The organism is Pseudonocardia sp. NPDC049154 (assembly GCF_040648315.1).
Lineage (GTDB): Bacteria > Actinomycetota > Actinomycetes > Mycobacteriales > Pseudonocardiaceae > Pseudonocardia.
Window position 1 is genome coordinate 24723 of record NZ_JBEZDN010000001.1, and the last position, 25378, is coordinate 50100.

Sequence of the window (25378 nt, forward strand, 5' to 3'; positions counted from 1 at the left end):
GCCTCGCCTCGTCCCTGAGCACCCTGTCGTCCCCGGGCACGGTGCCCCTCCCGACGAGGCCGCTACCCGGCAACAGACTCGGCCCGATCGAGGTCGAACTGCAAGGTGGCCTTCGACCTGGGGTCCCGCTCGGGCCACGTGCCCGCCCCCACGCTCCGCACGAAGCGGCGGACGAGGTCGTCGAACAGCCCGGGGTCCTCCAGGTTCGGCACGTGCCCGCTGTTCGGCAGCACAGCCAGCCCGCACGCCGGCACGGTCCGCTTGAGCAGCAGCCCGGTGGACAGGCAGGCCTCGTCCTCGTCCCCCGTGACGACGAACAGGGGCACCCTGAGCGCGCCGAGCTCGGCCGTCAGGTCGTGCAGCGCGGGGCGCCGCCCCTGGACCTCGACGATGGTGTGCGCCAGCCCCTCGACGGAGTGCTCGGCGAACTGGTCGACCATCCCCTGCCACGCGGGCAGGTCGCGTGCCTTCAGCTGCACCCGGCTGGGGCCCTCGGCCATCCGCCTGCCGACGAAGGCCGCGCCGCGGGAGCGGAGCTGCTCCGCGACGACGCGGGTCTCGGCGAGGTAGGCCTCCCTCGTCGCCGGATCGGAGCCGGACCCGACGCTCGCCGCCAGGATCGACCGCACCCGGTCCGGGTGGTGCAGCCCCAGCTGCACGGCGGTGTACCCGCCCATCGAGAGCCCGACGACGTGGGCGCTGTCGACGTCGAGGGCGTCGAGCACGTCCACGGCGTCCGCCACGGCCCGCTGCCACGAGTAGGCCGACGGGGTGGTCGGCACGTCCGACGGCAGGTAGCCGCGTGCGGCGTAGGTGAGGCAGCGGTGGTCGGTGCCGAGGTCGGCGACCTGCCGGGCCCAGCTCCGGTGGTCGCCGGCGTACTCGTGGAGGAAGAGGACCGGGGCCCCGCGCCCGCTGTCGGTCACGTGCAGCCGGACCCCGTCCGACGTCTCCACCCTGATCTGTGTCGCATCCACGTCGATGCCCCTCCTGCTCGCGCTGGCGACCATGCTGCTGCGACCCGGACCCCGGGTCTGTGACCCAGGTGCGCTCAGAAACGGGCGGCCTCCGGAATGATCCGGTCGCCGAAGAGCTCCAGCGGCGCGATCTCCGCCGCGCGCAGCACCCTGGTGTGCGCGTGGGCGATCCCCAGCGCGGCCAACCGCTGCAGCTCGCCGAGGATCGCCTCGACGTTCTCGCCCGCCGGCCCGGGGTCCATGGGGAGGACCACGGTCTTCTCGATGTCGTCGTAGTCGCGCCCGACGGCCGCGCAGTGCTCGCGCAGGACGTCGAGCTTGCGCTCCAGCTCGGGCGTCGCGAACAGGTTGCAGGCCTGCGCGTACTGCGCGACAAGCCGCAACGTCTTCCGCTCGCCGCCGCCCGCGACCAGGATCGGCGGACGCCGCAGGGGCCCCGGCGAGTCGAGGGTGCGTTCGAGGGTGAAGTGCTCGCCGTCGAAACGCTTGTCCTCGTCCGACCACATCTGCCGGCAGATCCGCAGGGTCTCCTCCAGCCGCGCGAAGCGCTCGGCCGTCGGCGGGAACGGCAGCTCGAGCCCGTGGGCCTCCTCCTCGAACCACCCCGCCCCGATGCCCAGCCATGCGCGCCCCCCGCTGAGCACGTCCAGCGTGCTGACGCACTTCGCGAGCAGCGCGGGCGCGCGGTAGGTCGCCGCCGTGACCCAGGTGAGGAGCTCGACCCGGGACGTGCACGCCGCGAGGTAGCCGAGCGTCGTGTAGGCCTCGAGCATCGCGCTCTCCGGCCCACCGTTCGCGGGGATCTGCCACAGGTGGTCCGCCACGGCCACGCGCGCGAACCCGGCCTCCTCGGCGGCCACCGCGACCCGCCGCAGGTCCGCGGCGAGCGTGGGCGCGCCGCCCGGCCAGGTGAAGTCAGAGACCTGCAGACCGATCTTCATACGTGAGCCAATCTCGAGCCGGTGGGCGGTACCCGGGGTCGTGCTGCCGTCAGGTGCCGGAGTCTCACCCGACGACCCCGCGGACGACTGTGACCTGGATCCGAGGACTTCCGCCCGCGGCGAGCGCTCGGAGGATCGGGCATCCGTCGGACTCGATACCGGGGGCCGGACCTACTACCCTGCTTCCTTCTCCGACCGCCGACCACCTCCGGCGCAGCTCCGACCGCATCCGAGCCCACCGGACCGACTGCGCCGACACCGCCGAGGAGATGCCATGCCCGTCGAGCTCAACCACACCATCGTCGCCGCGCGGGACAAGCACGCCGCCGCGCGCTGGCTGGCGGACCTGCTGGGCCTGTCCGTCAGCCCGCAGTACGGCCCGTTCGTCCCGGTGGAGACCAGCAACGGTGTCGCCCTGGACTACATGGACACCGACCCGGAGCAGATCACGCCCCAGCACTACGCCTTCCTGGTCACCGAGGACGAGTTCGACGCGATCTTCGCCCGGCTCCAGCAGGCCGGTGTCACCCACTACGCCGATCCCGGGTTCGCCCGCCCCGGGGAGATCAACCACAACGACGGCGGCCGCGGAACCTACTTCGCCGATCCCAACGGCCACGCCATGGAGATCCTCACCGTCCCCTACGGCGGCGCCCCGCGGTGAGCAGCAGCGGGCCTGGAGCGGTCGGACGTCGGTCCGGCACGCCCGCACGGCTGCTGCTCGACGCCGACCTCGTGACCGGCGGCGAGTTCTCCGTCGAGGCGCGCGTCGGCGGTCGTGGTCAGACGCCGACCGGGACGAGGTTCTCGCCCATCCAGCGGGCGATCGCGACGGTTCGGGCATCCGTCCCGGGCTGGCCCATGACCTGCAGGCCGAAGGGGAGGCCCCCGACGGCCATGAGCGGGACGTTCACCGCGGGCGCGCCCAGGAGCGAGCTCGGGAAGTTGAACCCCGGATCCCCCGTGGGCCAGCGGACCGGTGGCTCTCCCGGCACGTCCCCGGACCGGACCGGTGCCGGTCCGCTCGAGGTCGGGAGCAGAACGGCGTCGACCCTGGTTCCGAGGAGCGCGTAGGTCGCCGTCACCGCCGCGCGGGTGCGGAGGGCCTCCTCGTAGCCTGCTGCGCCGAGACGGTCGGCGGTGTCGAAGAAGAACCGCTTGACCCGGGCGCTGAAGTCGTCGGGACGGTCCGTGGCGAGGTCTCGGAACGCCCATGAGTGCTCCCAGGCGAGGATCTCGCTGCCGAGGTCGGTCACGCCGACGAGGGCCTGCTCGAACCGCTCGACGACGGCGTCGTCGCGGCGGCGCAGGATCGACACTCCTGCCGCCTCGACCTGGGCGACGACCTGCTCGAACGCACTGCGGCTCACCGGGTCCAGGCGCGCCCAGGCCTCGGTCTCGATCACCGCGACCGTGCTCGGTATGCGGCCCGGCGGCGGTGTGGCGGGGCCGTGCAGAGCGGGTCTGCCGGGGTCGCCCCCGGCGCGTGAGGCGATCGCGACGGCGACCAGCCACATGTCCTCTGCGGAGCCGGCGTGCACGCCGTGGGTGGTCATGCTCGCGGTCTGCCGCTCGCCGCGGTTGATGGCGCCTTGGGACGGTTTGAGTCCCCAGACGCCGTTGAAGCTCGCCGGCCTCATCAGTGAACCGCCGGTCTGGGTCGCGATCGTCGCCGGCACCATTCGCGCTCCGACCGCGGCACCGGACCCGGACGACGAGCCGCCCGGGGTACGCCGCGGGTCGAACGGGTTCGTCGTGGGGCTGGGCTCCGGGCCGCCCAGCTCCGTGGTCACCGTCTTCCCGACGATGACCGCCCCGGCTCGGCGCAGCGCCCACACGGCGGCGTTGTCCCGTTTCGGGAAGTTGCCCGCGAAGGCGGCACACCCCATCTGTGTGGGCATGTCGCGGGTCTCCAACAGGTCCTTGATGCCGATCGGCAGGCCGTCGACGGGCGACAGGGGCTCACCCCTGCGCCAGCGCTCGGTGCTGGCGTCGGCCTGCTGCCGCGCCGCCTTCTCGTTCAGCACGACCCATGCCCGCACGACCGGTTCGCGCTCCGCGATCGTCGTCAGGCACCGCTCGAGGTACTCGCGCGGGGAGTCGGTGCCGTCGCGGAAGGCCGCGGTCGCGGTGTGGAAGCGCAGGGCCTCGACAGTACCGGGGTGGTAGGGCGTGTGCTCGTGGGTCGTCGTCCTGGTCACGGCCATCTCCTCACTGGTGTTGGGCAGGTCGGCGTCGACATGGCGCTGTACTGGGTGCGGGCCGCGATGAGATGCCGGTCAGCCACTCGTCGACGGCCACACGAAGGGCCCCGACCCGGTCAGCCGGCGCCGGAGTGCACCGTCCTGTGCTGCGTCGGCGATCGTCCAGGCGAGTGCGAGCCCGCCGTCGTGGATCGCCCGCGCACCCTCGGGGCCTGCGGCGGTGCGGGCGAACGCGGCGGTGTGGTTGCCGTCCTCGGGCGGTGAGTCGAAGGACAGGACCGGGTGGATGGCCGGCATGTGGACCGACACCTCGGCCATGTCCGTCGATCCCAGCGAGCGGTCTTCGTGGTCGGGGAAGGTGCGGCCGAGCGACTCCGCGTTGGCCTGGAAGAGCCCGGCCAGATCGCCGTCGTGCCGGAAGCCGTTGGCGGCGGCGATCTCGGTGACCTCGATCGTCACGCCCGCCGCCAGCGCCCCGGCTTCGAAGCAGGCGCGCACCCGCGGCCAGAGCAGGTCGACGTCGGCGAGGGTGTCGGCCCTGACCATGCACTCGACGGTCGCGGCGCCGGGGATGACGTTGACAGCGGTGCCCGCCTCCTTGACCCAGGTGTGCACGCGGTCGGCATCCCGCTTCTGTTGGCGCAGCAACCCGATCGCCACCTGCGCGATCGTCACGGCGTCCGCGGCGTTGAGGGCCTCGAAGGGCCGGGAGGCGTGGGCCGTGCGCCCGCGGTACGAGATCGACCAGTGCCGGACCGCGCGGATGTGCGGCGTGGCCATGTCCTTGAGCGTCGGGTGCATCATCATCGCGGCGTGCAGGCCGTCGAACGCCCCCTTCCGCAGCATGATCGCCTTGCCTGCCAGCACCTCCTCAGCGGGTGTCCCGAGGAGCCGGATCGTCAGGTCCAGCTCGTCCGCGAAGGGGGCGAGTGCGAGCGCCGCTGCAACCGATGTGCCGGTGATGACGTTGTGCGCGCAGCCGTGGCCGATCCCGGGCAGTGCGTCGAGCTCGGCGCACAGCCCGATGGCGAGGGATCCGGAGCCCGCCGTGGCGGTGAAGGCGGTGGCGAGACCCGCGACCTTCCCCTCGATCACGAACCCGCCGTGCGCCCGCAGCAGCTCGACGACGGCCGCCGCCGTCCGGTACTCCTCGAACGCGACCTCGGGATCCGCCCCAATCCGGTTCGAGAGGTCGACGACTGCCGCCTCGTGGCGGGCGAACTCGGCCGCGATCCGCTCCCGAACGGCCCCGGACGTCACGCGACCTCCTGGACCGTGGGCTCGTCCGCGCGGGTGCGCCGCAGCGTCTCCGGCAGGGCGACGACCACGACCACCAGTGCGACCAGCGCGAGTGCGGTGATGTAACCGCCCGGGGCGAGCCGCCCGAACCACCCGGTGAGCAGCGCCCCGAGCAGCGGGGCGGTGCCGCCGAAGATCGCGTAGGCGACGTTGTAGGCCAGTGCGGTGCTCGTGGCCCGGATCCGCGCCGAGACCAGCTCGACCGCGACGACCGTCGCTCCCACGGTGACGAGCGCCGCCGGGATCACCAGGAGGACCTGGGTCGCGAGCGTGGTCGCCAGGGTCCCCCCGCTCGCCAGCAGGTACGCGGGCAGCGACCCGACGACGGCGACCGCGACGCCGGCGACGAGCACCGGTTTGCGCCCGAGCCGGTCGGCCACCAGCCCCGCCGGCACGCAGAGCGCCGCGCACACCAGCAGCGCGACCCCACCCGAGACCAGCACCGTTCCTGCGGGGACGCCGCCGGTCGTGGTCAGGTAGGTGGGGAGGTAGCCGAGCAGGTTGTGCACCACGACCGCGAGCAGGGCGAACAGCGTGAAGAGCAGCAGGAACACCCGCCAGTTGCGGAAGGTGTCGCGGATCGGTCGCGCCGCCGTCTCCCCCGCGGACTCCAGCTCCCGGAAGGTCGTCGTCTCGTCCAGCTTCAGCCGCATGTAGAGCCCGACGAGCGCCATCAGCCCGCCCGCGAGGAACGCGAGCCGCCAGCTCCAGTCCTCGTACGCCGGCTCGGAGATCAGCCGCAGCGCCAGGAGCGCGAACGCGGCCAGCGCCGAACCGACGTAGGTCGCGCTACCGACGGCGCTGAGCCACAGCCCGCGCCTGCCCGACGGCGCCTGTTCCATGACGTAGGAGGCCGCACTCGTGTACTCGGCTCCCATCGAGATCCCCTGTCCCAGCCGACAGACCAGGAGCAGGACCGGGGCGAGGATCCCCACGGAGCCGTAGCCGGGCAGCACCGCGATCGCCGCCGTCGAGACGGCCATGATCAGCACCACCGTCGACAGCGCCGTGCGCCGGCCGAGCCGGTCGCCGATGCTGCCGAAGATCGCGGCGCCGAGCGGTCGCACCACGAAGGCGAGGCCGTACACGGCGAGGGAGGACATGATGGCGAGCGTCGGGTCGCCCGCCGGGAAGAAGTGTTTCGCGATGATCGTCGCCGAGGCGCCGTAGATGACGAAGTCGTAGGACTCGACGCCGTGGCCGACCATCGCGGCGGGCAGGACCCGGCTCCGCCTCACGGGCCCGCTCACCAGATCTTCTCCAGCACCCGCAGGACGTTCCCGCCGATCACGGCGGCTATCTCGTCGTCCGGGTAGCCGTGCTTGACCAGCCACCCGGTGATGTTGCGGAAGCACTCCCCGGGGTTCTCCAGCCCGGCGACCGACTCGACCGGCTCGAACTCCGGACCGGAGCGGATGGTGTCCTCGACGCCCCACTTCGCGCTCATCACGTGGTGCATGTCGAGGTGGTCACCGAAGAAGGTGTCCGGCCCGAAGGCCACGTGTTCGATGCCGACCAGGTCCACGCAGTACCGGAAGTGGTCCATCACCGACTCGATGCTGTGCGCGCGGTGCGCGGTGCTCAGGGTGGTGTACGGGGCGGCCTCGATCCCGATGACGCCACCGGACTCGGCGCAGGCGCGGATGACCTCGTCGGGCTTCATCCGCGGGGTGTCCCAGACCGCCCGCGCCCCGGCGTGGGTGATGAGGACCGGGCGCTCGCTCGCCTCGATCACCTCCAGCGCGGTCCGGTCCCCGGAGTGGGACACGTCGATGGCCATTCCGAGCTGGTTCATCCGCCGCACGGCGCGGCGACCGAGCCCGGTGAGGCCGCCGTCGCCGTGCTCGCGCAGGCCGCTCCCGAGGGCGTTCGCGTCGCTGTAGGCGACGCCGATCTGCCGCACCCCGAGCCCGTGGAGGACGTCGAGCCGGTCGACCTCGTTCTCGATCAGCGCCGCACCCTCCAGGCCTGCGACGACGGCGAGGCGCCCCTGGGCGTGGGCCCGCCGGATGTCCGCGACCGACTCCGCCCGGATCACGTAGTCCTGGTGGGCGAAGTCGCAGAACCGCATCCCCAGGTCGGTGATGACGTCGTCCCACTTCCAGCCGTTGCGCGACTCGCACGCACCCCAGCCCAGGTTGTCGAACACCGCGTCGAGACCGGACCGGCTCAGACCCTCGTAGCCGTAGGCCAGCCGCGCTCCGCGGTTCCACTCCAGCAGTTCGGTCCGCGCGTGCCGGGGCAGCCGGACCGGGTGGTCGTGCAGGGAGACGACGATGTTCTCGGCGAGCAGCCGTTCGGTGCGGGCCGATTCGCCCGCGGTCAGTCCGAGGTCGTGCGCCGGGAGCCGGTCGACGTCCGCCGAGGGCTCGAACTCGTCGTAGTCGGTTCCGGCCTGCAGGTAGGAGAAGGACTGGTATCCGCTGTAGCGGGTGGGTGGCATCGCGGGTCTCGCCTCCGAGGGCTCGGTCGTCGTGTTCATCATTGCGGCACGGCAGTGCTACTTTGCGGCACGCTTTCCTCGGCAGTCAACCGCCCGCTCGTTTCGGAGACGTACATGAAGATCGTTCTCGTCGGCGACACCGTCCTGGCCCGAGAGCCGGCCGCTCGCCCGGACAGGCCGGCCCTGGCCGGAGACGTCGTGATCGCCAACCTGGAGGCCCCGCTCGTGGACACCGACCACCCGACCGAGAAGGAGATGACGCTCCGACTCCCCACCTGGACCGCGCAGCCGTTGCGCGACCTGGGACTGGACGTCGTCTCGCTCGCCACGAACCACGCCCTCGACCACGGGCCCGAAGGCCTGCTCAGCACGCTCGCCGCACTGGACGGCGCGGGGATCCGGCACGCCGGGGGTGGCTCGACACTCGCCGAGGCGGACGCTGCGACCGTCGTCGGCACGACGTCCGGCGAGCGGCTCGCCGTGCTCAGCTTCTCCTCGACGCTCCCGCCGGGCGCCAACGCCACGGCGACCCGCCCGGGCGTCGCGCCGCTGCGGGTCGACCAGAGCTTCGCCCTCGACGGCACACTGCTCCACGAGCAGCCCGGCACACCGCCGTTCGTGCGCAGCGCCGCCCAGGAGGCGGACGTCCGGCGCGTCGAGCAGCGGGTGCGGGCGGCGCGGACGGAGGCCGACCGGGTCGTGGTCTGCCTGCACTGGGGCGTCCCGTTCGCCTACCTCCCGCCGAACCAGGGGCCGTTGGCCCAGTACCAGCAGGACCTCGGCCGCCGCCTCGTCGACGCGGGGGCGGACGTCGTCGCGGGCACCCATCCGCACTGCCTGCACCCCGTCGAACGCTGGAACGACGGCCTGATCCTGTACTCGCTCGGCAACTTCCTGTTCCACACGGGCGAGGTGCAGCAGCCGGACACCTTCTTCGGACTGCCCTACCGGGCGTCGCGCCTGTTCGAGGGGACGCCGTGGTTCGACAGCGCCGTCTTCGAGGTGGACCTGCCCGCAGCAGGGGCGCCGGGCCTGCGGATCACCCCGATCACCCTCGACGCCGCGGGCGAGCCGCACCTCGCCGATCCGCAGGCCGCCCGCCGGATCCGCGCGCTCGTCGAGGAGTCCTCGCGCGAGCTCGACCCGTCGGTCCGGGTGGACGGCGACGGGTTCGTCCACTTCGGAGCGCCCAAGGGCGCGGCCACCCAGCTGTCACCGACGCCGGTTGACGCTCCGCGGTGCGCGTCCTAACGTGCCGTCATTCGATACGCCGTGCATTACTGCGACACGACAGGGTGAGGTGGCCATGACCAGCGTCGAGGAATCCGTCCGCACGGTGTCCCGCGCCGGGGACACGACGATCAGCTACACGGTCGGCGGCTCGACGGAGGGGCCGACCTGGGTGTACGTCCACGGCTGGGGATGCCGGCGGACGGACTTCGCCCCCGTCGCGGCGTTCCTCCCCGCCGACCACCGGGTGATCACCGTGGACCTCGCCGGGCACGGCGACTCCACCTCCGCCCGCACCGACTGGACGATGGCGGAGTTCGCCCGGGACGTCGCGGCGGTGCTCGAGGCCGAGTCGGTCGAGCGGTGCGCCGTCGTCGGGCACTCCCTCGGCGGGGCGGTGGCACTGGAGCTGGCGCGCCAGCACCCCGAGGTGGTCACGCAGATCATCGGCCTGGACTCGTTCCACTACCTCGGGCTCTACCCCGCGATCGACGACGGCGCGGCGCGCGGGCTGCTGCAGACCTTCGAGGACGACTTCGCCACGGGCGTGCGCAGCCTCGTCGTCATGGGCTCGGTACCCGACACCGATCCGGAGTTCGGCGAGGCGATCTTCGCGAAGGCGTCGAGACTCGCGCCCGCCGTCGGCATCAGCGCCCTCGCGGAGATGCTGCGTTGGGACATGGACGAGGCCCTGGCCGCCGTCCCCCACGCGGTGGCGACGCTCGCGGTGCGGGGACTGCTCGATCCCGCCGCCACCGAACGGTACGGGGACCGGATCGACTTCGTCGTCCACGACCTGGGCAGCCACCACTTCCTGCTCGAGCAGCCCGAGGAGACCGCGAAGCTCCTGCTGGCGTCGAGGACGACAGCATGACGGCGTGGACCCCGCTGCACCTGCGGGACGTGACGCTGCCCAACCGGGTGTGGCTCTCCCCCATGTGCCAGTACTCGGCGGACGGCGACGGCGTCCCGACCGACTGGCACCTCGCGCACTACGGAGCGCGCGCGGCGGGTGGAGTCGGCATGGTGATGGTCGAGTGCACCGCCGTCGCACCGGACATGCGCACCACCGCTCGGGACCTCGGGCTGTGGAACGAGCAGCAGGTGGCGGGGCACCGCAGGCTCGTGGAGGTCATCGCGACGGTCGGGTCGGTGCCTGCGGTCCAGCTCGGCGTCGCCGGACGGAAGAGCTCGCACGGCGTGCCGTGGGACAACGCCGGGACCCGCAGCGCGGTCCCGCCACGCGAGGGCGGCTGGCAGCCGCTCGCGCCATCCGCGGTGCCGTTCGCCGGACTCGCCGTGCCTCGCGAGATGTCGACCACGGACGGGACGAGGCTGCTCGAGGACCTCGAACGGGCGGCGCGTGGTGCCCACCGCGCCGGGTACCGCCTGCTGGAGCTGCACGGTGCCAACGGCTACCTGTTCCACGAGTTCCTCTCGCCGCTGGCCAACCGGCGCACCGACGGATGGGGCGGAGACCTCCAGGACCGGATGCGGTTCCCGCTGGAGATGGTGCGCGCCCTGCGCTCCGGGTGGCCGGAGGACAAGCCGCTCGTCGTGCGTCTTCCGGCCGAGGACCTGCTCGAGGGCGGACTCACGACCGACGACATGACCACCGTCGCCACCCGGTTGGGCACGAGCGGCGTCGACATGGTCGACCTCTCCTCCGGGGCGCTCGTCCCCGAGTCCCTCAGGCTCACCGCGCCCCTGCACAACGCACGGTACGGACCACTGTTCCGCACGGCCGGGATGCGAACCGCCGCCTCCGGATTGGTCTTCGAGGCCGCCCACCTGGACGAGGCGGTGCCCGGGCTGGTCGACGCCGTGTTCGTCGGCCGCGCGCTGCTGCGCGATCCCTACTGGGCGTTGCGTGCCAGGGGCTCCGACCCGATCGAGTCCTGGCCCCGGCAGTACCACCGCGCCTTCTGACCGGTCAGGCCGAGGAGATCAGCTCGCTGATCTCCTCGGCCGCCGCCACGGTCAACCGCCCCAGCCGCTCCTCGTCCGCGGGAGCGAAGCGCATCTCCGGGATCGCCAGGGTCAGCGCCGCGAAGGGCCGTCCCGCTGCATTGGTGACCGCGGCGCCGAGGGAGGTCACGTGCGGCCGGAACCATGCGGACCCGTTGAGCGCGTAGCCTCGCTCGGCGGTCCGCGCGATCTCCTTGCGCAGCTCCTCCGAGCTCGGGACGGGCTCGGCGAAGTTCTCGACCGGATGCCTGAGCACCTCGCCGACCTCGGCCGGGTCGAGCCCGGCGAGGATCGCGAGGCCGGCAGACGAGGCCCGCAACGGGACCCGGCTGCCGACCTCGATGAACACCCGGACGACGTGGGTGCTGTCCTCGCGCGCGATGACGATGATGTCGTCACCGTCCCGCAGCGAGAAGTGGACGGTCTCGTCGGTCTCCGCCGCGAGGCGCTTGACCACCGGCCGGGCGAGGTCGCGCAGGTCCTGTTCGCCGGTGCCCCGCAGCCCGATGGTGAGCGCCTTCATCGTCACGCCCCACCGGGTGCGGTCGGCGTCGACGATCCGCAGCCAGCCGGCCTGCTGGAGGGTGACCAGGCAGCGCTGGACCGAGCTCTTCGGCATGGCCGTGACCCGCGCGAGCTCGGAGACACCGATGGGCTGACGTGCAGCGACCTCCTCCAGGACGCGAAGGGTGCTCAACGCGCTGCTCAACGGCCGCACTCTGCTGGCCGACTTGTCGGTCGCCGTCACATCCGCGCTTTCGTCGTGCCTGATCGGGGCCGGGAGCGTAGCACTCTCGGCACGATCGTCTCGCATCCAGGCACGATCCTCCCTTCGCCGCCGAGGACGCCTTCGCCGAGGAGGCCGTACTGTTCCCCGCGGCCCGCCGTGCGCCCGGGTCAGCGGCGGTCAGGTGATCGGTGAGCCTCCGGTGACCCCCAGGACCTCCGAGGTCATGTAGCTCGACTCCTGCGAGGCGAGGAACACGTAGAACGGCGCCAGCTCGGCGGGCTGTGCGGCGCGGCCCAGGGGGGCTTGCGCGCCGAACGAGTCGAGCTTCTTCTCGTCCATCGTCGCCGGGATCAGTGGGGTCCAGACCGGTCCCGGCGCCACGGCGTTGGCCCGGATCCCGCGGTCGGTGAGGTTGTGCCCCAGGCCCTTGACGAAGTTCACGATCGCCGCCTTCGAGGTGGCGTAGTCGAGCAGGTGCGGGGAGGGCTGGAAGGCCTGCACCGACGTGGTCGCGATGACCGAGGAGCCGGGTGCCATGTGCGGGACTGCGGCCTTGGCGAGCCAGAACAACGCGTAGACGTTGGTCTTCATCACCCGGTCGAACTGCTCGGTGGTGATGTCGTCGATGCCCCCGTCCTGCGACATCTGGTAGGCGGCGTTGCTCACCAGCACGTCGATCCCGCCGAGCTCGGCCACCGCCCGCTCCACGACCTCCCGGCAGTTCTGCTCCTCGCGCAGGTCGGTGGACATCGTGACCACCGTGCGGCCTGCCTCCCGCACCCAACGGGCGGTCTCCTCGGCGTCGTCCTTCTCCTCCTCGAGGTGGGTCAGGAGCACGTCGGCACCCTCGCGCGCGAACGCGATCGCGACGGCGCGGCCGATCCCGGAGTCGCCGCCGGTGATCACCGCCTTCTTCCCCTCGAGACGTCCGGACCCGCGGTAGGTCTCCTCACCGTGGTCGGGCCGCACGTCCATGTCGGCGGTGCGACCCGGCCACTCGACGGTACGGTCGCCGCTGCCCGGAGCGGCGTGCTGCTCGGTCGGGTCCTGCCGGGTGAACTGGTCCTTGCTCATTCGCGCCTCCCGCGGCATGTCGGTTCGGCGGGGGCGTTCCCCTCCTCCGGAGAGCCAATCGCCCGGCAGCCCTCGCAGCCTCGCCCGGCTCGGTGACCCACTCGTCGGACCGAGGCCGGTGTTCGGGCCCGAGCCGGGTATCCGCCGGCCGTTCCACCATCACGTACGGGTGGGAGTGCTCAGGGGGAGCCGGGTTCGGACGGACGTATGGCCAGGACCTGCTGGGCGAGTCGATCGATCAGGGGGTCGCTCTGGAAGCGCCGCCCGAAGTCCGCGTAGGCGGTGAGCTCCCGGGCGATGACCTCCCCGATCGTCCCGGGGAGCACGAGTCGCGCGTGACGGGCGGCGCCGCGCAGCTCGGACTGATCGTGCAGGGCGAGCCGTCCGTCGGAGCCGCTGCTCGTGGGTGTGACCGGCGCACCGAGCACGATGACCGTCGGCTGCCCGGAAGCAGGGTTCATGGCCGGCCTCCTCGAGCAGGGCGAACGGGTGATGGCTGCCTGGCGGACCGCGGCTCCGCCGTCAGCCGGCGGGGCGGGTGAGGTGGGCGACGACCGGGGCGAGTTCCCGGGTCGGCGAGAAGTCGACGTACTCGGTGTCCTCCAGCGCGATCGGCGCGTGGCCCGGTGACCAGTAGAAGGCCTGGCCGGCCGTGACCAGCTCGGCGCCGTCCTCGGAGCGCACCTCGAGCCGTCCGGAGAGGACGTAGCCCCAGTGCGGGCACGGGCACAGGTCACCGGGCAGGCCCACGAGAGCGGGACCGAGGTCGGTGCCCCGCGGCAGCCGGACGAATCCGACCGTCATGTCGCCGCCGATCTCGTGGCCCTTGAGTTCGACCCCACCGCCGTCGATGACCGTAGGGGCCTCGGCACTGCTGACAGCGGTCATCCCGCACCTCCGTGTGGATCGGAGGCGTCATGCTGCTCCGGCGCGGTATCGCCGCGGTCACCGCGGGCTCACGCGGGTCGTCGGTCGGCACGGCGGACCCAGCCGGTCATGCCGAGCTCCTCGAACACGGCCACCGCGGACGCCGTGAGGCGGTGGGCCTCGTCGGTTCGGCCGGCGTACCGGGCCACGAGGGCCGCGTCGAGATCGACGATCGCCTGGAGCGGCCGGGCGCCCCGCTCCTCGAGCCCGGACCGGGCCCGGTCGAGGAGACGCGTCGCCTCGGCGGCCCGTCCGTCGAGTGCGGCCAGCCGGGCCAGGGTGAGATGGATGTCCATCATCGGGAACCGGAAGTCGGCGGGCAGGGCCGTCTCGCGGGCGACCCGGTCGAGCACCGGGACGTCGGGATGGTGGTGCAGGCCGGGCCCGGCGACGAGCCACAGCGTCTCGACGGCGTCGCTCAGCGTCCGCAGGTGGTTCATGGCCCAGGCCGGAGCGCGCCGCAGCCCCGGGAGCACCCGCGCGTAGCGGCGCAGTGCCTCGTCCGTGCGGCCCAGGCGCGCGGCCGCCTTCGCACCGCAGGCGCTCGCCGAGGCCTCCAGCCGCCGGCCCGGCCCGTTCGCCGCGGCGTAGGCCTGGTCGAGCTGCGCCAGCACGTCGGTCCAGCCGACGTCGGTGACGTGGGCGATCGCGTCGAGCGTCCCGATGTCGTGGATCCGCTGCCAACCCCAGCCGGGAGAGCCGGACCGCACGCCGAGTGCGCGCGCCTCGGCCAGGCCGGAACGCCCGTCCTCGATCCGGCCGAGCGCAGCGTGGGCCCGCGCCAGCAGGGTCCGGTGGTAGCTCTCCAGGGCGAGCCGGCCCCGCTCGTGGGCCGCGGCGATGGCGTCCTCGATCAACGGGACGGCGCCGTGCAGGTCACCGAGCACGAGGAGCCGGACGGTCGGGTCCGCGGCGAAGGCGTCCGGGATGCGGTCGCGCCGGCCGTAGGTCGCCGCCACCGCGAGCCGCGCGAGGTCAGGGCGATCGGCCGACCCTCTCTCGGCGAGCAGGATCCGCAGCGCCTCGCGCCGGTCGGGGTGGTCGAGCGTGATCCCGGGGAAGGCCGGGTCAGCGGCTTCGCGGCGGTCCAGGTCGTGCACCATCAGCGAGGCCCAGACCGCGTCGCGGCGCCCGTCCGTCAGCCGCAGCCCGCGGACGGCAAGACGCCAGGCGTGCTCGTCGCTGTCCGCACTGGCCAGAGCAGATGCCACCGTGGCGAGGTAGGCGGCTGCGGCCGGCGGGTCGTCCGCCGCGAGCCGTTCGGCCGCCTCGCTCGCGGTCTCGACCGCCGCGTCGAAGTCTCCGGTCCACGCCCGGGCCAGGCCCAGCCGCGCGACGACAGCGGTCCGCCGGTGGTCGTCCGGGTCTGCCAGATCGATCGCCATCGCGAGGAAGCGGGCCGCCTCCTGGTGCGCCGCGGCCGCCTCCGCCTCGTCGGCCGCCTCGATCGCCTGTCCGACACCTGCGCCCGCGCCCGGAAGGGCGGCGCTCGCGTGGTACTGCGCCGCGACCTCGCCCGCACCGACCCCGGACGAGCCCGACGACCGCTCGGCGGCCAGGCCCTCGGCCAGCCTGCGGTGCAGCCGCAGTCGACGCGAAGGGTTGAGCCCGACGAGGACCGCCTGCCGGACCAGTGCGTGCCCGAACCGGTAGCGGTCCGGTGTCAGGTCGGGCTCGACCAGACCGGCGGCGAGGACCTCGTCGAGCGCGTCGAGGGCGTCGTCGTCGGGAAGTCCGGCCACTCGCATGACCGTGCCGAACGGGAAGGGGCCGTCGAAGGTGGCGGCATGGTCGAGCAGGAGGTCGGCGGCCTTCGAGAGGCGGCTCCGGCGCCGGGCGAGGACCTGCCGGACGCCGTCGGGCACCGTGCCCGCCGCGACCTCGCCCGCGAAAAGCCCGTCCGGGCCGGGGCCGACCGCCCCGTCCTCCCGCAGCTGCCGGAGCAGCTCTCGGGCGAAGAACGGGTTCCCGCGCGTCAGCCCTGCGATCGCGCCGACCAGCGCGTCCGACACGCCGACGCCGGAGACCGCACCGAGCAGATCCCCCAGCGCGGCGGACTCCAGACCGGCCAGGCGAAGGGTGGCCGAATCGGCCTCCGAGCGCAGGGCGCCGAGCGCGTCGGCGAGGAGGGGGCCGCACTCGTCGCTGCGGTACGCGCCGACGATCATCATCGGTCGCTCGGCGGCGGCGCGGGCGACGTGCCGCAGCATCGTCAGGGTGCTGGCGTCCGCCCAGTGGAGGTCGTCGAGGACGAGGGCGACGGGACGGTCGACCGAGAGCGTGACCAGGAACCGGGCGACGCCGTCGAGGATCCGGGTCCGCTCCTCGTCCGGCGCCGTGTCCACCCGGTCATCCCTGGTCAGACCCTGCCGGGTCAATCCGGGCACCAGCCGGACCAGCACGTCCGCGAACGGCCCGGCGACCCGGGCCAGCTCGGCGGACGAGAGGGGCGCGAGATGGGTGCCGACGGCCTCGGCGATCGCGCCGTACGCGGGCTGCCACTCACCCTCGAGACTGCGCCCGCGCAGCACCGTCGCGCCCCGGTCGGCCGCCGCCTCGGCGAACGAGCGCAGCAGGGCCGTCTTCCCGATCCCGGGTTCGCCCGCCACCGCGATGACCGAGCCGTGCCCGCCTCGGACCGCCTCGAACCGGTCCGCGAGTGCATGCAGCTCGGCGCTCCGGCCCACGAGGCCGCCGGCTCGACCCGACCCCGGCACGCCGGCCCGCGGCGGTCCGAGGGCGGGGTCCTGGCGGAGGATTCGCTCGTGCAGGGCGGCCAGCGCCGGGCAGGGCGCGATGCCGAGCTCGTCGGCGAGTGTCGAGCGCACGGTCCGGTAGGCGCGCAGCGCTTCGGCCTGCCGGCCGGCGCGGTAGAGGGCGAGCATCAGCTGTGCCCAGCGGCGTTCCCGCAGCGGAGCCCGCTCGACCATCACCTGCAGCTCGCCCACGATTTCCCGGTGACATCCGATCGCGAGCTCGGCGGCGACGCGGTCCTCGCAGGCCGACTCGTACAGCTCGTCGAGCCGGCGGCACTCCGCCTCGGCGAAGGGCAGGTGCGCGTACTCGCCCAGGGCCGGCCCGCGCCAGAGCCCGACGGCCGTGCGCAACGCCGCCGCTCCGCGGACCGGCTCCCCGGAGGCGACGGCGGCGCGCCCCTCCCGCACCAGCCGCTCGGCCACCTCGGCGTCGACGCGCGCCGCGGGCACCTCCAGGCGGTAGCCGCCCGCAGCCGTCACGATCCGCAGTGCGGTCGGCTCCAACGCCCTGCGCAGCCGCAGCACATAGTTCTGCATCGCGTTCACCGCGCCCGCCGGGGCCCGCTCCGGCCACAGCACGTCCACGAGCCAGTCCCGCCCGACCGGGCTGCCCCGGTGCACCGCCAGTGCAGCCAGCAGCAGGCGCTCCTGGGCGGCCCTCGGCGTCACGGTGCCACCGGCTCCGGTCACCTCGAGGTCACCGAGCAGGCGCAGGTCGACGCCGTCGACGCCCTCGGACATCGGGCCAGTGTCCACCCGACGAGCAGCGCACGGGAATGATCACGTGACCTCGATGTGGATCGGGCGGCCTTCCCGTAGGCGCCGGGGAGGATTCGACGAGGTGCTCGGGCCCGCCTCTCCCGCTCGACCTACGGCGTGAGCCGGGGCGGGCTGCTCAAGGACCCGCACGTCTGCCTGCGCGTGCACGGTCGATCGGGGGACAGCAGGACCCTCCCGCCAAGGGCCCGGTCGACCGACGGTGCGCGCGCACCGTCACGCCCACCCTTCAGCCCTCGGGGAAATGCCCCGGGAACTGAGGAGGGACGATTCGATGCACGCCGCCACCACCCCCACCGTCGACAACACCGCGACCGGCCACGATGCCGGGCTTGACGCCGCCACTACCACCTGCCTCGTCCGCATCCGCGAGCTCGGACCCGGCGACGGCGACGTCGTCGACGTGGTCTTCGCCGGACTCTCCGCGCACAGCCGCTACCTGCGCTTCCAGGCCCCGGTGGCCGAGCTCTCGGCTGGTGCTCGCCGCAGCCTGACCGCGCTCGACGGCCGTACGCACGTCGCGCTGGCGGCTTTCACCCAGGGCCGTCCGATCGGCATCGTGCGGATCATGGACCTCGGTGACGGGCGCGCGGAGCTCGCCGTCGAGGTCGTGGACCGCTGGCAGGGCCGTGCTGTCGGCACCCGACTGCTGCAGGCCGCCCGGGTTCGGGCTGCCGAGCTGGGTCACCGCGAGCTCGTCGGCGAGATGCTCGCGGTGAACGCGGCCGCCTACGCAGCCGTGCGCCGCGTCTTCCTCATCACGCAGGTGCGTCGCCATGGATCGGAGCTGACGGTATCGATGGCCGTCGAGGGCGAGCCGTCGGCGAGCCCCGTACAGGGACTCGTCGCCTAGGGAGACCCACCGTTCAGTCCGCCGCCGGCTGAGCGCCACCTCCGAGGCGGCCCGCCGAAGGCAACCCTTCGGAAACCATCCCCACCACCACGGGCTCAGCTCGCGCATCAGTCGGGCCGGCGGGATCCGCGGCTTACCGGCGGGCCCGCGGACGCAGCCGGCCCGGCCACTGACCCGGGTCTGCCCGGCGGCGCTCTGCGACCCCGCCCGATCGCCCGACAGCGGCGTCAGCCGGGACATCGGGCGACGGGCCGACGGTGACGGGGCCCGTCCCGAAGCAGCGTTCTCCACATCGACCGAACGCCCCTGACCACCTCGGAGGAGAAACCGATGAGCATCACCGACACCCCTGCCCACAGCACGGCGGCCCGGACGGATCTGCTGGTGATCGGTGCGGGCCCCTACGCCTGTTCCGCCGCCGCTCTCGCCCGCGACAACGGCATCGACACCCACGTCGTCGGTCGCCCGATGGCGTTCTGGCGCGAGCACATGCCCGCCGGCATGTTGCTTCGGTCCGGTCCCGACTGGCACCTCGATGCCGGCGGCGAGTGCACGTTCGAGGCGTACTTCGAGGACCAGGGGTTGCGGCCCGAGGAGTGCGACCCGATTCCGGTCGGGGTCTTCCTCGACTACACCGACTGGTTCCGCCGCAACAAGGGCCTCGACGTCGACCAGCGCCTGGTCACCGCGCTGTCGGCGACAGACGGTGCCTTCACCGCCTCGCTGGACGACGGCTCGACGATCACCGCGGAGAAGGTGCTGGCCGCACCGGGTGTCCGGCAGTTCGCCAACCTGCCCGCCTGGCACACCGAGGTGCCGCCGTCGCGGCGAGGCCACACGAGCGACATCGTCTCCTTCGACGACCTCGCCGGTGCGCGGGTGGCGATCATCGGCGGGCGGCAGAGCGCGTACGAGTGGGCGGCACTGTTGTGCGAGCACGGCGCCGAGCAGGTGGACGTGGTGCACCGCCACGCCGTGCCGGAGTTCGCGAAGGTCAGTTGGGCCTTCGTCGACGCGTACATCGCGTCGACGCTGGCCCAGCGGGGATGGTGGCGCCGGCTCCCGGCCGAGCAGCAGCAGGCCATCGCCGCCACGTTCTGGCGGGTAGGGCGGCTGACGCTCGAGTCCTGGCTCGCGCCCCGGCTCGCCCCGGACGTGGTCACCCGTCACCCGTACACCGAGGTCACCGGGGTGACCGTCGGTGCCCGGGAGATCGGGCTCACGCTGTCCGACGCCACCGTGTTGGCCACCGACCACGTGATCTTCGCTTCGGGCTACCGGGCGGACCTGGCCCGGGTTCCGTACCTGGCCGGGGTGGTCGACCAGCTGTCGGTGACCGACGGTTTCCCGGACCTGAGCGAGGGCTTCGAGACGTCGTTGACCGGGCTGTACGTGACCGGCTTCGCGTCGACCCGCGACTTCGGCCCCTTCTACGGGTTCACCGCGGGCTGCCCGTCCTCGGCCCGCATCGCCGTCGCGGAGATGATGAGGTAGCGGGGGCCGAGCGGGCTCGGCGTGAGTCGTACCGGTCCCTGGACGCCCCGTCATGGCACGAGGGCGAGATCCATTGGTGCCAGGCTGTTGCCTGCGGCGATCAAACCTCGAGCGTTCGTGCTGGTCGAGCGTGGAGCGGGCGACGGGAATCGAACCCGCGTAGCCAGTTTGGAAGGTATCCGATCGTTATGATCTGAGGGCTCTACCAACGTGAACGTTCACAGGGGAGTGCCCAGAGATGTCTTCGCATGCGCTAGTTCGCTCCGTTTCGCACCCCGTTTGATCCCCGTGAGTTGTGATCACAGGGGCGAGGCAGTGCCGTCCATCACTGACTTCTCCATCGAGACCGCCGGCACTTTCGACCTCGACGCCGAACTCAGGATTGGCTCTTCGGCGTGATCGCGCCCACCAGAAGCAGTTCGGCAGGCGCGTCGACGTCTGCGCAGTCCAAGCGCTGCTCAGCGCGCACGTCGTCCGGCGTCTCTGGAGGACGACGCCGGCAGGGCGACAGGCGAGCCTCCCCGCCGCGGGGTCACAGCGCGACGTCCGCGACGAGCGGTCGGTGATCGGACGCCGGGGCGTCCCGACGGGCCTTGGGATTGTCCTCGATCGACTGCGGCGCCGGCCCGGTGGTGACGTCGCCGTCGCCGACGGCGTGGCTCACGAGGTGACTGACCAGCAGGTGCTCGATGAGCTCGCGCTGGCCGCGGTAGATTCAGGCGAACCGCTGCTCGGCCGGGATCCGGACGGCGAGGTTCCACAGCCGAGTGTTGTCGCCGCGGTCGGGCTGGTCATAGCCAGCGGTGCCAAGCTCCGAGCCGCGCGGCCCGGAGAGGATCTGGGTGGTGGCCGCGGCCGGCTCGTCGTTGAGGTCACCGAGCACGATCACCGCCCGCTCGGCGCCTTTCCCCTCCAGCATCGCGGTGGCCGCCTCGCGCACCGTCGCGGCTTCTACGGCGCGCCGGTAGAGCGCGTAGGCGCCGTAGCGGGCCCGCAGGCCCTTCGCTGGTGCTGAACGACATTTCCGCGGTCTCCTGATTCGCGAAAATCGTCACGCGATCAGCTCGGGAGAATCTTTGATCTCCGTTGTCGGGGAGACCCGGCACGGGCTCGGGCGGGCGATCAGGTTGAGGATCGAGCGACGAGGTTGCCGCCGCAGACTGATCATGTGCCGAGTCGTCGTCGAGCTCACCTGCAACGCCATTTGACGTCATCAAGGCCGCGGCCCGCCCGCACTAACGGAGTGTCAGCAGGTATCGCGGATGTCGTCCCCGAAGGTGACCGCCACAGCGCAGTTATCCGAGCTGACGGTGATGGTGTTGCGGTTGCCGCCCGCCACCACTGCGGCGCTGTCGTCCCCGCTGACTCGGACTCGATTGTCGCTGCCGAAGTTCGCCACGGCGGCGCCGTTCGTGCCGCTGGCGGTGGCCGAGTTGTTGTCGCCGTTGGTAGCGACCGCGCCGACGGCGCCGCCGCTAGCGGTCGCTGCATTGCCGTTGCCCTCACCAGCGACGGCGATGGCGTCATCGCTGAGGGCCTTGGCCCGGTTGCGCTCGTCGCCATCGGTAAGGCCCGCAACGGCGCTGGCTCCGCTGCCGTGGGCGATGGAGACGTTTCCCGCCCGGCGACGGAGGAACAGGATGCCGTTCCCTTCTGCGCACGCTCGGTGCCGCCGGACGACACACACAGATCCGGCGCCGCCGATGCCGGGGCGCCGGCGAGCATCAGGAGAACGCTCGCTCCGGCAACCGTGGCGGGCCCACGGCTGGCCCACCCCAGGAGTGCAGGCCCGAACGGCTTCGCAGGACTCGTCACGGGCTCTCCATGTCCTCGACGGTCGCCTGGCAGGACTGTGCGCAGGCCCAGGACCGAGTAACTCGGTCCGGCAGTGATCGCGTTAGCGCCCGCTGGGGTGGCGCCCAACCCCGGCGCACGAGAGCTCCCCCGAGTAGGCCCTGTCGGGCTCGCCGTGGTCGGCTAACCCGGGGTGTTGTCGGTGCGAGCTTCGGTGTGCCGGCTCGGTGCCTCCCCCCGCCGAGCCGGCCCTACTGCCAGCTGCCAGTCCACCTGCCAGAGCCGCAAGATCTGTTCGTGGGTCTGGGCCGTCGGTCCGGCAGGCCTAGAACCCACCGTGCCGGGGGTCTCCGCGTCGTGACCCATAACGGTGGAGGGAGATCCCTCCCTTCTGTCCACGGTGCACCGGATATGCCTCGTGGCCCGGCTTCGAGGGCACAAAGGCATCCGCAAGACGTGGCGGATGCCCTGTGACTATCCGTTGCTCAAGGTCGATGATCGCTGTGCCCCGCGCGGCTGCCAGCCGTGTGGCGGCGGAAGGGGCCGACGATGCGAGAGCCTGCGGCACCGAGTGCACTCGACGAGGACTGCCTGTGGGTCGTGGATCTCGTGCGCCGATGCATCGATCTCAACCGCAGCGATGTCGAACCTGCAGCCCAGCTGGCGGCTCTCGATCAAGCTGCGGCGGCGCTGCGCTACTTCCAGGCCGACGAAGCACGTGCGCCGCTGCTTGTCGTGTGCGAGATCCTCACCGATCTCTGCGCCAACGGTAGCCCTGCTGCGACACAGCAAGCTCTCGCTCGTGCCCGAGCGGAGCTCGTCGAGCTCGCCTGGCCCATCGGACTGGAGCGTCGGGCAGGTTCCTCGCCCTGGGTCCGGTAGGGGCCCTGACCTGGGAAGCGACGATGGAGCCGTGCCGAGAAAGCAGTCGCCGGGCAAGCCGACCACGCACCGGTACTCCGAGGAGGAGCAGGCCAGCCCGGCCCCCGTCCCCGGCCGGTCGAGGTCCAACAGCGTGGCCGAAGGAGGCGGATGCCCAACAGCACACCCACGAAGGGGAGGCCTCGGCGGGCGGGCAGCTCGCTCTTGCCCGCGGCTGGTGCCCAGCAGGGGCGCAACCGCCCCCCGGGCGGCACCGCAGCGAGGGTGGATTCGACCCGCCGCTATGCGGTCGCCGAGCTCGACCACGGGTTCGGGCGCAGCTTCGTCATCGAACCGGCGGACTATGTGGCGAGCCGGGCGAGGAGCCGGCCGAGCTGCGCGGCGTCGGCACGCTCCAGCGCCGCCACCGCATCGTCCTCCGCCCTGCTGACCTGCGGGGCGATGCGCGCGTGCAGGTCGGCGCCGTGATCGGTGGTGAAGACGAGGACCCGGCGACGGTCTCGCTCGTCCACCCGGCGGTGGACCAGCGCGTTGTCGACGAGCCGATCGACGATCTTCGTCAGGGTCGGGGCGGGCACCATGGCGTGCTCGGCGATCTCCGACATGGAATGCCCCTGCCCGTCGGCGAGCAGGTCCAGCACGCGCCACTGCTCGAGGGCCAGCCCGCAGCCGGCCAGAGTGGCCTCGACCTGCCGCGTCACTCGATGCGTGACTCGGGCGAGCAACGTGTGCAGCGACTGGGCCGGCCGGGCCGTCGACGACGCCCCTCGGGGCACGAGGGACGTTGGGGCCACGAGAAGTCCTCCCCGCCGGGTGACGAAATCGCTGTCATCGTAAACACTACCGACTCGAAGTGTCGGGTGAGGCTGTGCCGCACGTCGCGGAGGGGGTCCCATGCGAGGCACGACCGCCCTGGTGGATCAGCGTCGGGAATCGCTGGACGTTGCCTTCGTCATCCCGCTCAGCGGCCCCGCGGGCATCTTCGGGCCGTCCTGTGAGGCCTGCGGAGAACTCGCGGTCAACGAGATCAACTCGACGAGCGGGGTGCTCACCCGCGAGCTGCGGCTTCATGTCGTCGACGGTGGGCAGACCCCGGAGCGGGTGGCTCGGGACGTAGCGGCCCTGGTCCGGGCCGGAGCCGTCGAGGCGGTCGCCGGGTGGCACATCTCCGCGGTGCGGCAACGGATCGATCAGGTGGTCGCCGGCCGGGTGCCGTACGTGTACTCGACGTTGTACGAGGGCGGGGAGCGCACGGAGGGCGTCTTCCTCACCGGGGAGACCCCGGACCGGCAGGTGCTGCCGGCGCTGGAGTGGATGGCGTGCAAGCTGGGGGTGCAGAGCTGGTGCATCGTCGGCGACGACTACGTCTGGCCCCGGGCCTCCGCACGCGTGGCGCGGCGGTTTGCGCGGTCGTCCCCGCTCGTGCAGGTCCTCGACGAGGTGTTCGTGCCGCTCGGCACGGAGGACTTCTCCTCGGCCGCCCGGTTCGTGAGCCACAGCGGGGCGCACGGAGTGTTGATGTTCCTCGTCGGGTCGGACGCGGTGCGGTTCAACCGCGCGTTCGTCGCCGCCGACCTCGATCAGCGGTGTGTGCGCCTGAGTCCGTTGATGGAGGAGAACATGCTCCTGGCCAGCGGCGCGGAGAACACCCGGGACCTGTACGCCACGTCGGGGTTCTTCGAGACGCTGGCGACCTCCTCGGGCCTGGACTTCTCGCGCCGCTACGTCGAGCGGTTCGGGTACACCGCGCCGGCGCTCAACTCGATGGGCGAGTCCTGCTATGAGGCGTTGACGTTCATGGCGAGGCTCGCCGAGCGGGCCGGCAGCATCGACCTGGAGCGGCTGTGCGCGGCAGCGGACGACCTGGCGTACGAGAGCCCCCGCGGGGTGGTGCGGATGGCGGGGAACCACCTGCTGCAGAGCGTGTATCTCGCGCGGGCCGAGGGGCTCGAGTTCGACGTGATCGCCCAGCTCGCGGGTCCGCCGCGGAGCTGAGGCACACGCGCGGGCACCGCCGTCGGTGCGACGGCGGTTCCCGGTGCGCGTCGGCCGGTGGTCGGGCTCAGAACGAGAAGACCCCGATCAGCACGGCGAAGCCCAGTGCCCACGACGTGGCGACGCCCTCGAAGATGGCGAGCAACCCGGTGGGCCGGGCGATCGGCCGCTCCAGGGCGAGCAGCGCCCAGAACAGCGCCCACAGGATGGCCCACAGGAACCAGTTGATGCCCAGCCAGAGCAGGGCGATGTTGCCGTTCGCGTTCTGCAGGGTGTAGATCCCCGCCGGGACCGCGGTGATGGCGACGAACAGGCAGTACCACCCGAAGGCCCGGCCGCCGGCGTTGAGGTACTGGTTGAACGCCACCCACAGGTAGGTGAACGCGAACAGCAGGATGAAGCCCCCGCCGCGGGCGGCCGCGAGGTTGTTGCCGACGGCGCCCTGCACCAAGAAGATCAGCGCGATCACCACGCCGACGAAGCCGGTGAAGATGTTGATCACCGCGACTTCGCGGTTCTGGAGGAAGAGCGGCGAGCGCTCCCTGCGAGCCGACGCCGGCTCGGCCCCCCGGCCGCCGACCGAGCTCGGCACCTCCGCCGGCTCGCCGGCCACTGCCGCGGCGTGAGCCGGGACCCGCTCGGCCTCCTCCGCCGCCCGCGCCTGTCCAACCAGCCAGATCCCGTTCACCGCGAGAACGGCCCCGACATACAACAACACCACGGCGAGCAGCATCGCTTCGCCTCCCACTCTCGATAGGTCAGTGCAGTACCCACGATGGGGTCGGCTCCGGCCGGTGCCGGAATGGGCGGCCGCGCTTCTGGCTGACGACGCGCGGTTCGTGCGCGCTTGCCTCCTCCGCCCCGAGTGCGCGGCGAACCCCGCTGGTCAGCAGGGCATGGTTCGGCGGGGTGAACACCCGCCGAGCCTCCTGATGGCACTCCGGACACCGTGCCGCTCCGTCCGCCCGGGTCATCGGTCGGGTCAGCTCGAACCGCCCGCAGGCCGGGCAGGCGAAGACGTAGACCGGCATTCC

At 72.4% G+C, this 25378-nt stretch carries 26 protein-coding genes; 9 read left to right on the forward strand and 17 right to left on the reverse strand.

Translation table 11 applies throughout. The annotated features are described in order from the left end of the window. Nucleotides 1-62: 62 nt before the first annotated feature. Both AB0B41_RS00130 and AB0B41_RS00135 read right to left on the reverse strand, forming a co-directional pair. On the reverse strand, nt 63-977 hold the full coding sequence (locus AB0B41_RS00130) for an alpha/beta hydrolase (RefSeq protein ID WP_358197243.1): 915 nt from the start codon (nt 975-977) through the stop codon (nt 63-65). Between the two features lie 74 nt (nt 978-1051). Then, entirely contained in the window at nt 1052-1918 is an 867-nt protein-coding gene (locus tag AB0B41_RS00135) for an LLM class F420-dependent oxidoreductase (protein WP_358197244.1), read from the reverse strand. 274 nt (nt 1919-2192) lie between these two features. Here AB0B41_RS00135 and AB0B41_RS00140 point away from each other — a divergent pair, with 274 nt between their 5' ends. Beyond that, nucleotides 2193-2582, forward strand: a complete 390-nt coding sequence (locus AB0B41_RS00140; protein ID WP_358197246.1) for a VOC family protein — start codon at nt 2193-2195, stop codon at nt 2580-2582. A gap of 118 nt (nt 2583-2700) precedes the next feature. On the opposite strand, the gene AB0B41_RS00145 is transcribed toward AB0B41_RS00140, so the two are convergent. The 4 genes from AB0B41_RS00145 to AB0B41_RS00160 form a co-directional block, all read right to left on the reverse strand. Then, a complete protein-coding gene (locus AB0B41_RS00145) occupies nt 2701-4119 on the reverse strand; it encodes an amidase (RefSeq protein ID WP_358197247.1) in 1419 nt (472 codons plus the stop codon). Between the two features lie 78 nt (nt 4120-4197). Next, entirely contained in the window at nt 4198-5382 is a 1185-nt protein-coding gene (locus AB0B41_RS00150; protein WP_358197248.1) for an amidohydrolase, read from the reverse strand. After that, on the reverse strand, nt 5379-6671 hold the full coding sequence (locus AB0B41_RS00155; RefSeq protein ID WP_358197249.1) for an MFS transporter: 1293 nt from the start codon (nt 6669-6671) through the stop codon (nt 5379-5381). Before AB0B41_RS00155 ends, AB0B41_RS00150 begins: the two co-directional genes overlap by 4 nt. After that, the gene (locus tag AB0B41_RS00160) at nt 6668-7906 is read right to left on the reverse strand and encodes a membrane dipeptidase (RefSeq protein WP_358197250.1); all 1239 of its coding nucleotides are present in this window, start codon (nt 7904-7906) and stop codon (nt 6668-6670) included. The genes AB0B41_RS00155 and AB0B41_RS00160 overlap by 4 nt, the downstream gene beginning before the upstream one ends. Before the next feature lie 72 nt (nt 7907-7978). Here AB0B41_RS00160 and AB0B41_RS00165 point away from each other — a divergent pair, with 72 nt between their 5' ends. Genes AB0B41_RS00165 through AB0B41_RS00175 form a run of 3 tightly spaced genes read left to right on the forward strand, consistent with a single transcriptional unit; the run spans nt 7979 to nt 11023 of the window. After that, the gene (locus AB0B41_RS00165) at nt 7979-9115 is read left to right on the forward strand and encodes a CapA family protein (RefSeq protein WP_358197251.1); all 1137 of its coding nucleotides are present in this window, start codon (nt 7979-7981) and stop codon (nt 9113-9115) included. A gap of 55 nt (nt 9116-9170) precedes the next feature. Next, nucleotides 9171-9968 carry an alpha/beta hydrolase gene (locus AB0B41_RS00170; RefSeq protein WP_358197252.1) on the forward strand — a complete coding sequence of 266 codons (798 nt, stop codon included), beginning with the start codon at nt 9171-9173 and terminating at the stop codon, nt 9966-9968. Next, nucleotides 9965-11023 (forward strand): NADH:flavin oxidoreductase/NADH oxidase, encoded by a 1059-nt coding sequence (locus tag AB0B41_RS00175; RefSeq protein WP_358197253.1) that lies wholly within the window; start codon nt 9965-9967, stop codon nt 11021-11023. The genes AB0B41_RS00170 and AB0B41_RS00175 overlap by 4 nt, the downstream gene beginning before the upstream one ends. A gap of 4 nt (nt 11024-11027) precedes the next feature. Here the strand turns inward: AB0B41_RS00175 and AB0B41_RS00180 are convergent, their stop codons facing one another. The 5 genes from AB0B41_RS00180 to AB0B41_RS00200 form a co-directional block, all read right to left on the reverse strand. After that, nucleotides 11028-11780 (reverse strand): IclR family transcriptional regulator, encoded by a 753-nt coding sequence (locus AB0B41_RS00180; protein WP_358197769.1) that lies wholly within the window; start codon nt 11778-11780, stop codon nt 11028-11030. Between the two features lie 189 nt (nt 11781-11969). Next, complete coding sequence (locus tag AB0B41_RS00185; RefSeq protein WP_358197254.1) at nt 11970-12866, reverse strand: SDR family oxidoreductase; 897 nt, start codon at nt 12864-12866, stop codon at nt 11970-11972. Between the two features lie 179 nt (nt 12867-13045). Next, the gene (locus AB0B41_RS00190) at nt 13046-13327 is read right to left on the reverse strand and encodes a hypothetical protein (RefSeq protein ID WP_358197255.1); all 282 of its coding nucleotides are present in this window, start codon (nt 13325-13327) and stop codon (nt 13046-13048) included. Nucleotides 13328-13388: 61 nt separating this feature from the next. Beyond that, nucleotides 13389-13754: a hypothetical protein gene (locus AB0B41_RS00195; protein WP_358197256.1), complete on the reverse strand. Its 366-nt coding sequence runs from the start codon at nt 13752-13754 to the stop codon at nt 13389-13391. A 68-nt stretch (nt 13755-13822) separates the two neighbouring features. Further along, nucleotides 13823-17290 (reverse strand): BREX system ATP-binding domain-containing protein, encoded by a 3468-nt coding sequence (locus AB0B41_RS00200; protein ID WP_358197257.1) that lies wholly within the window; start codon nt 17288-17290, stop codon nt 13823-13825. Between the two features lie 238 nt (nt 17291-17528). On the opposite strand from AB0B41_RS00200, the gene AB0B41_RS00205 reads away from it, so the two are divergent. The 3 genes from AB0B41_RS00205 (at nt 17529) to AB0B41_RS00215 (ending at nt 20072) form a co-directional block, all read left to right on the forward strand. After that, a complete protein-coding gene (locus AB0B41_RS00205; protein ID WP_358197258.1) occupies nt 17529-18179 on the forward strand; it encodes a GNAT family N-acetyltransferase in 651 nt (216 codons plus the stop codon). Nucleotides 18180-18509: 330 nt separating this feature from the next. Next, on the forward strand, nt 18510-19673 hold the full coding sequence (locus tag AB0B41_RS00210; protein ID WP_358197259.1) for an NAD(P)-binding domain-containing protein: 1164 nt from the start codon (nt 18510-18512) through the stop codon (nt 19671-19673). Between the two features lie 315 nt (nt 19674-19988). Continuing rightward, nucleotides 19989-20072 carry a PH domain-containing protein gene (locus AB0B41_RS00215; RefSeq protein ID WP_358197771.1) on the forward strand — a complete coding sequence of 28 codons (84 nt, stop codon included), beginning with the start codon at nt 19989-19991 and terminating at the stop codon, nt 20070-20072. 133 nt (nt 20073-20205) lie between these two features. On the opposite strand, the gene AB0B41_RS00220 is transcribed toward AB0B41_RS00215, so the two are convergent. The 3 genes from AB0B41_RS00220 to AB0B41_RS00230 all read right to left on the reverse strand — a co-directional run bounded on the left by AB0B41_RS00220 (nt 20206) and on the right by AB0B41_RS00230 (nt 21447). Further along, nucleotides 20206-20337 (reverse strand): hypothetical protein, encoded by a 132-nt coding sequence (locus AB0B41_RS00220; protein WP_358197261.1) that lies wholly within the window; start codon nt 20335-20337, stop codon nt 20206-20208. A 51-nt stretch (nt 20338-20388) separates the two neighbouring features. Then, on the reverse strand, nt 20389-20613 hold the full coding sequence (locus AB0B41_RS00225) for a hypothetical protein (RefSeq protein ID WP_358197262.1): 225 nt from the start codon (nt 20611-20613) through the stop codon (nt 20389-20391). Between the two features lie 306 nt (nt 20614-20919). After that, entirely contained in the window at nt 20920-21447 is a 528-nt protein-coding gene (locus tag AB0B41_RS00230; RefSeq protein WP_358197263.1) for a hypothetical protein, read from the reverse strand. Between the two features lie 620 nt (nt 21448-22067). Here AB0B41_RS00230 and AB0B41_RS00235 point away from each other — a divergent pair. Next, nucleotides 22068-22349, forward strand: coding sequence for a hypothetical protein (locus AB0B41_RS00235; protein WP_358197264.1), 282 nt, complete (start codon nt 22068-22070; stop codon nt 22347-22349). 341 nt (nt 22350-22690) lie between these two features. Here AB0B41_RS00235 and AB0B41_RS00240 read toward each other — a convergent pair whose 3' ends face one another. Further along, nucleotides 22691-23143 carry a MarR family transcriptional regulator gene (locus AB0B41_RS00240; RefSeq protein WP_358197265.1) on the reverse strand — a complete coding sequence of 151 codons (453 nt, stop codon included), beginning with the start codon at nt 23141-23143 and terminating at the stop codon, nt 22691-22693. A gap of 100 nt (nt 23144-23243) precedes the next feature. On the opposite strand from AB0B41_RS00240, the gene AB0B41_RS00245 reads away from it, so the two are divergent. Further along, the gene (locus AB0B41_RS00245; RefSeq protein ID WP_358197266.1) at nt 23244-24344 is read left to right on the forward strand and encodes a substrate-binding domain-containing protein; all 1101 of its coding nucleotides are present in this window, start codon (nt 23244-23246) and stop codon (nt 24342-24344) included. A gap of 67 nt (nt 24345-24411) precedes the next feature. Here AB0B41_RS00245 and AB0B41_RS00250 read toward each other — a convergent pair whose 3' ends face one another. Together AB0B41_RS00250 and AB0B41_RS00255 are read right to left on the reverse strand one after the other, a co-directional pair. Beyond that, nucleotides 24412-25077 carry an AmiS/UreI family transporter gene (locus AB0B41_RS00250; RefSeq protein WP_358197267.1) on the reverse strand — a complete coding sequence of 222 codons (666 nt, stop codon included), beginning with the start codon at nt 25075-25077 and terminating at the stop codon, nt 24412-24414. A gap of 25 nt (nt 25078-25102) precedes the next feature. Continuing rightward, complete coding sequence (locus tag AB0B41_RS00255; protein ID WP_358197269.1) at nt 25103-25375, reverse strand: zinc ribbon domain-containing protein; 273 nt, start codon at nt 25373-25375, stop codon at nt 25103-25105. Between the last annotated feature and the right edge of the window lie 3 nt (nt 25376-25378).